Origin of the sequence: Nonomuraea sp. NPDC049784 (assembly GCF_040659615.1) — a bacterium.
Lineage (GTDB): Bacteria > Actinomycetota > Actinomycetes > Streptosporangiales > Streptosporangiaceae > Nonomuraea.
The window spans coordinates 1-6,593 of record NZ_JBFAMX010000577.1; the positions used below are offsets into that span (position 1 = coordinate 1).

Here is a 6,593-nt window from a genome sequence, read left to right on the forward strand (position 1 = left end):
CCCCGCACCAAGAAGGCTTTGACCGAAATATCGGCATTCACCGGGCGCGGGTCACCGCGGCGAGCCAGTCGCTCATGTGCCGGCGCGCGCTACGCCCGGTGAATGCCGATATTTCGGTCAAAGCCTTCTTGGTGCGGGGCCCCTCGAGCGCGGCCGTCACGATGGCGGCATCGGGCAGCACCCGCCCGGGCGCCAGGTCGGCCTCTCGGGCGATCCTGTCGCGCATGGTCCACAGCTCCCGGACGATCGCCAGCGCCCGTACGTTGCGTACCTTGTGGATGCCCGAGGTGCGCCGCCAGGGGTCGGACCGGGGGACGGGCGGCGGCGTGTTGAGCACGGCGTCGAACTCCTCGCGCGCCCACTCCAGCTTCCCGCTCTCCGCGAGCTCCTGATAGAGCGAGTCACGCAGCTCGACCAGCACCTCCACGTCGAGCGCCGCGTACCGCAGCCAGTCTTCCGGCAGCGGCCTGGTGGACCAGTCGGCGGCCGAGTGCCCCTTCTCCAGCCGCAGCCCGAGCACGGTCTCGACCATCGTGCCGAGCCCCACCCGCTCGTAGCCGAGCAGCCGCCCCGCCAGCTCGGTGTCGAACATCCGCCGCGGCCTGAACCCCACCTCCAGGAGGCACGGCAGGTCCTGGGACGCGGCGTGCAGCACGACCTCAGCGTCGGCCACGGCCGCGTCGAGCGCGGACAGGTCGGGACACGCGATCGGGTCGATCAGCGCGGTGCCCGCTCCGCCGCGGCGCAGCTGCACGAGGTAGGCGCGGTTGCCGTAGCGGTAGCCCGAGGCGCGCTCGGCGTCGACCGCGACGGGACCGGTGCCCGCCGCGAACCGCGAAACGATTTCAGCGAGCGCGGCGTCGTCCGCGATGACCGGTGGAATGCCCTCGCGTGGCTCGAGCAGCGGCTCGACGGTGCGTTCTTCTGTCATGAGCTCACCGACCTCATGACGCTGATGCTGTCTTGACTGATGCCCTCACTTCGTACGGTCACTCTCCGGATCATCACGGCGGCGGGGAAGGGCGGCCACGTCGGGCGGGAGCGGTGGGATCCCCGCCGCCAGGCACATGAGGTCGCACCAGGCGGCGACGTGGCCGGAGAGATCCTCCTGCGCGGGTGACCAGGACGCCCGCAGCTCGAGCTCGGTCGTGACCGGGTCTTCGGCCTTGTTGCCGAACCCCTCTGACACGGCTCTTGTCACCGTACCGCCAGCGGCGGAGTAGTCGGCTTGATGCGCGTCCAGAGCCTCGGTCAGCCAGCTCCAGGCGACAGGCCCGAGCAGCGGATCGGATGTGATCTCCGGCTCCATGTCGGCCCTGACATAGGCCACCAGCCGGAACGGGCCCTCCCACCCGCGCTGGCCCTCAGGGTCGTAGAGCAGGATCAGGCGGCCGACCGCGAGCTCGTCGTCGTCGCGGTAGACCGACGCGCCGATGGCGGCCGAGTAGGGGGCCAGCCGCTGCGGCGCGGGGAGGTCTTCGAGCTCGATCTCCGGCCTGACCTCGGCCAGCCGCATGCTCTCCGCCGCACGTGCGAACGCTGCGGGAGGAGGCTGGTCACCGAGTGTCATAGCGGAAGCGTAGGTCGAAGACGGACGGAAGGGGACCACGGGGGTGCTCATCCTTCGTGATCAAGCCGCTGCCGTAACCAGCTGGCGAATCGGTCGGAGGGATTCGGCGGTGGCGAGGATGATCGCGTGACCGCACTCGACGCAGGCCCACTCGGGGCAGTGGCCGGGCTCATGCCCGTCGAGGCACGGCGGCTGCTCGAACGGCCGCTCACCTGCGCAGGAAGGACAGCGCTCACTGCGGCGCTCTGGGGAACTCCACAACGCGGTCATCGCACGAGTCATCGAACCGGGGCCTTTCTTCGGGTCGTGGCTCCGACGTTGGCACGAGCCGCTGACAATTCCCCGCAACGCGCTCGGCGTGTCCCGAAAGTGGTCTCTGAATCGATGCCGCGCGGTGGGTTGGCGAACATTTGGCCCAGTCGAGACCGGCTCTCTGGCCGGGCATGGGGTGTGTTCGACCCGAGTGCGGCGCCGATGCCGAGCAGACCGGTAAACCTTCATCTGGCTATCTGATCATGCTTTGGGGTGTCCAATCGATGTTTTTCCGACAGGTCGCTCCCGTGTCATGGCCGACGCCCGTACGTGGCACCCTTGTGGAGTGAACCTCGCCGACTCCGCATTCCTGCGTGCCTGCCATCGCCAGCCCGTTCCTCACACCCCGGTGTGGTACATGCGCCAGGCCGGTCGGTCGCTGCCCGAATACCTGAGGGTCCGCGAGGGCGTGCCGATGCTCACCGCCTGCTCGACGCCCGACCTGATCGTCGAGATCACCATGCAGCCGGTGCGCCGGTACGGCGTGGACGCCGCGATCTTCTTCAGTGACATCGTGGTGCCGCTCAAGGCCATCGGCGTCGATCTCGACATCAAGCCGGGCGTCGGCCCCGTCATGGCCGACCCGATCCGCGACGCCAAGGGCATCGACGCGTTGCGGCCGCTGGAGCCGGACGATGTGCCGTACGTCACCGAGGCCATCCAGGCGCTGACCGGCGAGCTGGGCGGCACGCCGCTGATCGGCTTCGCCGGGGCGCCGTTCACGCTCGGCTCGTACCTCATCGAGGGCGGCCCGTCCAAGAACCACGACCGGACCAAGGCCATGATGTACGGCGAGCCGGAGCTGTGGCACGCGCTCATGGAGCGTCTCTCCACGATCGTCCTCGAGCACCTGCGCATCCAGATCGCCGCGGGGGCCTCGGCCGTGCAGCTCTTCGACTCCTGGGTGGGAGCGGTGGCGCCGGCCGACTACCGGGAGTTCATCCTGCCCCACACGCGGCGCATCTTCGAGGGCGTGGCGGGCGTGCCGCGCATCCACTTCGGCGTCGGCACGGGCGAGCTGCTCGGCGTGCTCGGCGAGGCCGGGGCCGACGTGGTGGGCGTGGACTGGCGGGTGCCGCTCGACGAGGCGGCCCGCCGGGTCGGCCCCGGCAAGGCGCTGCAGGGCAACCTTGACCCGGCCGTGCTGCTGGCGCCGTGGGAGGTGGTCGAGCGCAAGGCGCGCGAGGTGCTGCGCCTGGGACGGGCGGCCGAGGGGCACGTGTTCAACCTGGGGCACGGCGTGCTGCCCTCGACCGATCCCGACCAGCTCAAGCGCCTCACCGACCTCGTTCACGAGGCCGGCTGACGGTCCGGGTCAGGCCGCTTCCGGGTCCGGGCCGCCGGGCTGCGGCCCTGGCGGGGGCATGGGGGTCCGGGGGCGCCTGACGCGGTCACGCCGTGCCAGATAGATCACCAGCGCGATCAGCGGTAGCGAGGCGACCAGCCACGGCAGCACCGCGCCGAGCACGGTGACCGACACTTTCGCGAACGACACCAGCGCCTGCCAGCCCGCCTTGAGCCCGCCCAGGAAACCGGCGGGCTCGTCGGAAGGATCCTCGACGACGGCGACCGGCCCGACCAGCCGGAGCGTCACCGTGGCCATGGCGACCTGCGTGGCCAGCTGCTTCTGCTGCGCCTGCAGCGACTCCAGGTCGGCCTCGCGCGAGGAGATCTCCCGCTCCACCTGCAGCACCTGCCCGACGGTGTCGGCCTTCTTCAGCAGCGTGCGCAGCGACTCCAGCGACTGCTGCGCCGACTTCAGCCGGCTGGTGACGTCGGCCATCTGCATGGTGACGTCCTGGGTGCCCTGGTTCATGGACAGCTGCTTGCCCAGGTCCTTGCCGAGCCGGCCCAGCACCTCGTTGTACTTGTCCGGTGGGATCTTGAACTCCAATGTGGCCATGTCCTCGGTGTCGCTGGCCGAGTTCGTCTCCTCCTTGGACAGGTAGCCGCCCGCCGACGTCACGATCTGCTTGGCCTGCTGGGCGGCGGCGGTGACCTGCTTGGCCCGCACCGTCAGGGCGCCGGTGTAGATGATCTGCCGATCCTCCTGGGTCAGGTTGACGTTCGAGACGAGGCCGTTCTTGCTCTGCTGCGGTGTCCGCTGCTTGGCGAGGCTCTCAGCGGCCGGTGCGGGCGCGGTGCCCGAGCCGGCGTCGGTGGACATCATCTGTTGGCTGGCGCCACCGCAGCCTGTCAGGAGCAGGGCCGAGCATGCGGCCGTGAGTGCGACTCCGTACCGGATTCTCCTCATGCCCATAAGACGGTCACCAGAAAGCCCCGGTTTGATGGCAGGAATCACGGTACGGTCACGTGCCCCGCGCAGCTGGGCACTCCGGTGAGGCGGTAGCGTCTGGAGACGTGGAAGGGAATCGGGCGCACGTCGTCGTCGTCGGCGGAGGGATTTCCGGTCTCGCCGCCGCGTGGTATCTCCGCCAGGGCGCGGGCGAGCGGGTCAAGGTGACCGTGCTCGAGGGCGGGTCACGGGTCGGCGGCAAGCTGTACGCCTCGGAGGTCGCCGGGGTGAACGTGGACGCGGGCGCGGAGGCCATGCTGGCCAGGCGGCCCGAGGGCAAAGACCTGGCCAGGGGGGTCGGGCTTGGCGACGACCTGGTCTTCCCCGGCACCACGAGCTCGGCCATCTACGCCAGGGGCGCACTGCGCGCGATGCCGAAGGGCCAGGTCATGGGCGTGCCCGCCGACCTGACCGAGCTGGCCAAGTCGGGCATCGTCTCGCCCGGCGGCCTGCTGCGCGTGCCGCTCGACCAGATCCTTCCGGCGACTCTCGTGCGCACCGACGTGTCCGTGGCCGCCTACGTCCGCGCCAGGATGGGCGGCGAGATCGTCGACCGGCTGATCGAGCCGCTGCTCGGCGGCGTCTACGCGGGCCGTTCCGACATGCTGTCGCTGGAGGCCACGATGCCGCGCGTGGCGGCGGTGGCACGCTCCGAGCGCTCGCTGCTGACCGGGGCCAGGCAGCTCGTCGAGGAGACACCGAAGGACGCGGGCCCGGTCTTCACGTCGCTGAAGAACGGCCTCGGCGGCCTGCCCGAGGCGGTCGCCAAGGCGTCGGGCGCGGACATCAGGACCGGCGTCACCGTACGCGAGCTGCGCAGGGCCGGCGACGGCTGGCAGCTGGTCACGGGCCCCGTCCCGAAGCCCGAGATCGTCGAGGCGGACGCGGTGATCGTGGCCACGCCGGGCGCGGCTGCCGGCAGGCTGCTCAAGGCCGAGGTGCCCAAGGCGGCGAGCGAGCTGGCCAGGATCGAGTACGCCAGCATGGCCATCGTCACGCTCGCGTACCCGATCGACGCCTTCCCCCAGCCGCCGGCCTCCAGCGGCTACCTGGTGCCGCCCGTCGAGGGGCGGCCGGTCAAGGCGGTCACGTTCAGCTCGGTCAAGTGGCCGCACCTGGCGACGGACATGGTGATCCTGCGCTGCTCGATCGGCAGGATCGGCGAGGAGCACCTGCTCCAGCGGGACGACACCGAGCTGGTGTCGCTGGCCATGGCCGAGATGGCCGACGTGATGGGCGTGAGCGGCCTGCCGATCGACACCAGGGTCACGCGCTGGGGCGGGGCGCTGCCGCAGTACAACGTGGGCCACCTCGACCGGGTGGCCAGGGTGCGCGCCGCAGTGGCCATGGAGCCGGGGCTGGCCGTCTGCGGCGCCGCCTACGACGGCATCGGCATCCCCGCCTGCGTCGGCACCGCGCGTACGGCCGCCGCCCGGATTCTGGACCACCTGTCTCAACGAGGAGAATAGGCGACATGACAGAGGCTGCGCCGCGGCTCAAGGCCCGCGATCTCAACCAGGTGATCCGTTACACGATGTGGTCGGTCTTCCAGGTGACCGAGCCGTGTCCCGTCGATCGCGACGGCCTGGCGGGCGAGGTCGAGGAGCTGCTGGAGCAGGCCGCCGGCAAGGGCGTCGTGACCAGGGGGGTCTACGACGTGGCGGGGTTGCGGGCCGACGCCGACTACATGTTCTGGTGGCACGCGGCCACGCCCGAGGACCTGCAGGACGTCTACGCCAGGTTCCGCCGCACCGAGCTGGGCCGGCACAGCAGGCCCGTCTGGTCGGCGATGGCGCTGCACCGGCCGGCCGAGTTCAACAAGTCGCACATTCCCGCCTTCCTCGCCGAGGAGGAGCCGCGCGCTTACGTGAGCGTCTATCCGTTCGTGCGGTCCTACGAGTGGTACTTGCTGGACGACTCCGAGCGCCGCGCCATGCTGGCCGAGCACGGCAGGATGGCGCGCGACTATCCCGACGTGCGGGCCAACACGGTGGCGTGCTTCTCGCTCAACGACTACGAGTGGATGCTGGCGTTCGAGGCCGACGAGCTGCACAGGATCGTCGACCTGATGCGCACGCTGCGGGGCGCGCAGGCCCGCCGCCACACCCGCGTCGAGATCCCGTTCTACACGGGCGCGCGCAAGCCGGTGCGGGAGCTGGTGGCGGCCCTGCCCTAGCCGCCGGTAACACCTCCCCCTGGGACCCAGGGGAAAAGATCCAGACCAAGTTGGCGATCCAACGGACTTGATCTATCCCCTTTGTCACAATCAGGGAAATCCTTCGCTCGTACGGGCGCGCCTGCGGTGGCACGTTCCAAGGCGATGGGGAGGGCGGGGTGATGGGCGGATCGGGCAGGCGGGGGCCGAAAAGGTTCTGCATGAAGAAGGCCGGGCGGATGACGGTCCAGTCGAGGCCC

The 6,593-nt window shown here is 70.3% G+C and carries 5 protein-coding genes and 1 pseudogene; 3 read left to right on the forward strand and 3 right to left on the reverse strand.

Annotated elements, in window-relative coordinates; translation table 11 throughout:
• Nucleotides 1-40: 40 nt before the first annotated feature.
• Together AB0J09_RS52315 and AB0J09_RS52320 are read right to left on the reverse strand one after the other, a co-directional pair.
• Nucleotides 41-931, reverse strand: a pseudogene (locus AB0J09_RS52315) (HRDC domain-containing protein); the annotation flags it as partial.
• A gap of 45 nt (nucleotides 932-976) precedes the next feature.
• A complete protein-coding gene (locus AB0J09_RS52320; RefSeq protein ID WP_360709374.1) occupies nucleotides 977-1,570 on the reverse strand; it encodes a DUF3000 domain-containing protein in 594 nt (197 codons plus the stop codon).
• Between the two features lie 565 nt (nucleotides 1,571-2,135).
• Here AB0J09_RS52320 and hemE point away from each other — a divergent pair.
• Nucleotides 2,136-3,188, forward strand: coding sequence for a uroporphyrinogen decarboxylase (hemE, locus tag AB0J09_RS52325; RefSeq protein WP_360709377.1), 1,053 nt, complete (start codon nucleotides 2,136-2,138; stop codon nucleotides 3,186-3,188).
• Between the two features lie 9 nt (nucleotides 3,189-3,197).
• On the opposite strand, the gene AB0J09_RS52330 is transcribed toward hemE, so the two are convergent.
• A complete protein-coding gene (locus AB0J09_RS52330) occupies nucleotides 3,198-4,052 on the reverse strand; it encodes a DUF4349 domain-containing protein (RefSeq protein WP_360709379.1) in 855 nt (284 codons plus the stop codon).
• A gap of 191 nt (nucleotides 4,053-4,243) precedes the next feature.
• On the opposite strand from AB0J09_RS52330, the gene hemG reads away from it, so the two are divergent.
• Together hemG and hemQ are read left to right on the forward strand one after the other, a co-directional pair.
• Complete coding sequence (hemG, locus tag AB0J09_RS52335; RefSeq protein ID WP_360709382.1) at nucleotides 4,244-5,647, forward strand: protoporphyrinogen oxidase; 1,404 nt, start codon at nucleotides 4,244-4,246, stop codon at nucleotides 5,645-5,647.
• Nucleotides 5,648-5,652: 5 nt separating this feature from the next.
• The gene (gene hemQ, locus AB0J09_RS52340; RefSeq protein ID WP_360709385.1) at nucleotides 5,653-6,354 is read left to right on the forward strand and encodes a hydrogen peroxide-dependent heme synthase; all 702 of its coding nucleotides are present in this window, start codon (nucleotides 5,653-5,655) and stop codon (nucleotides 6,352-6,354) included.
• Nucleotides 6,355-6,593: the final 239 nt, after the last annotated feature.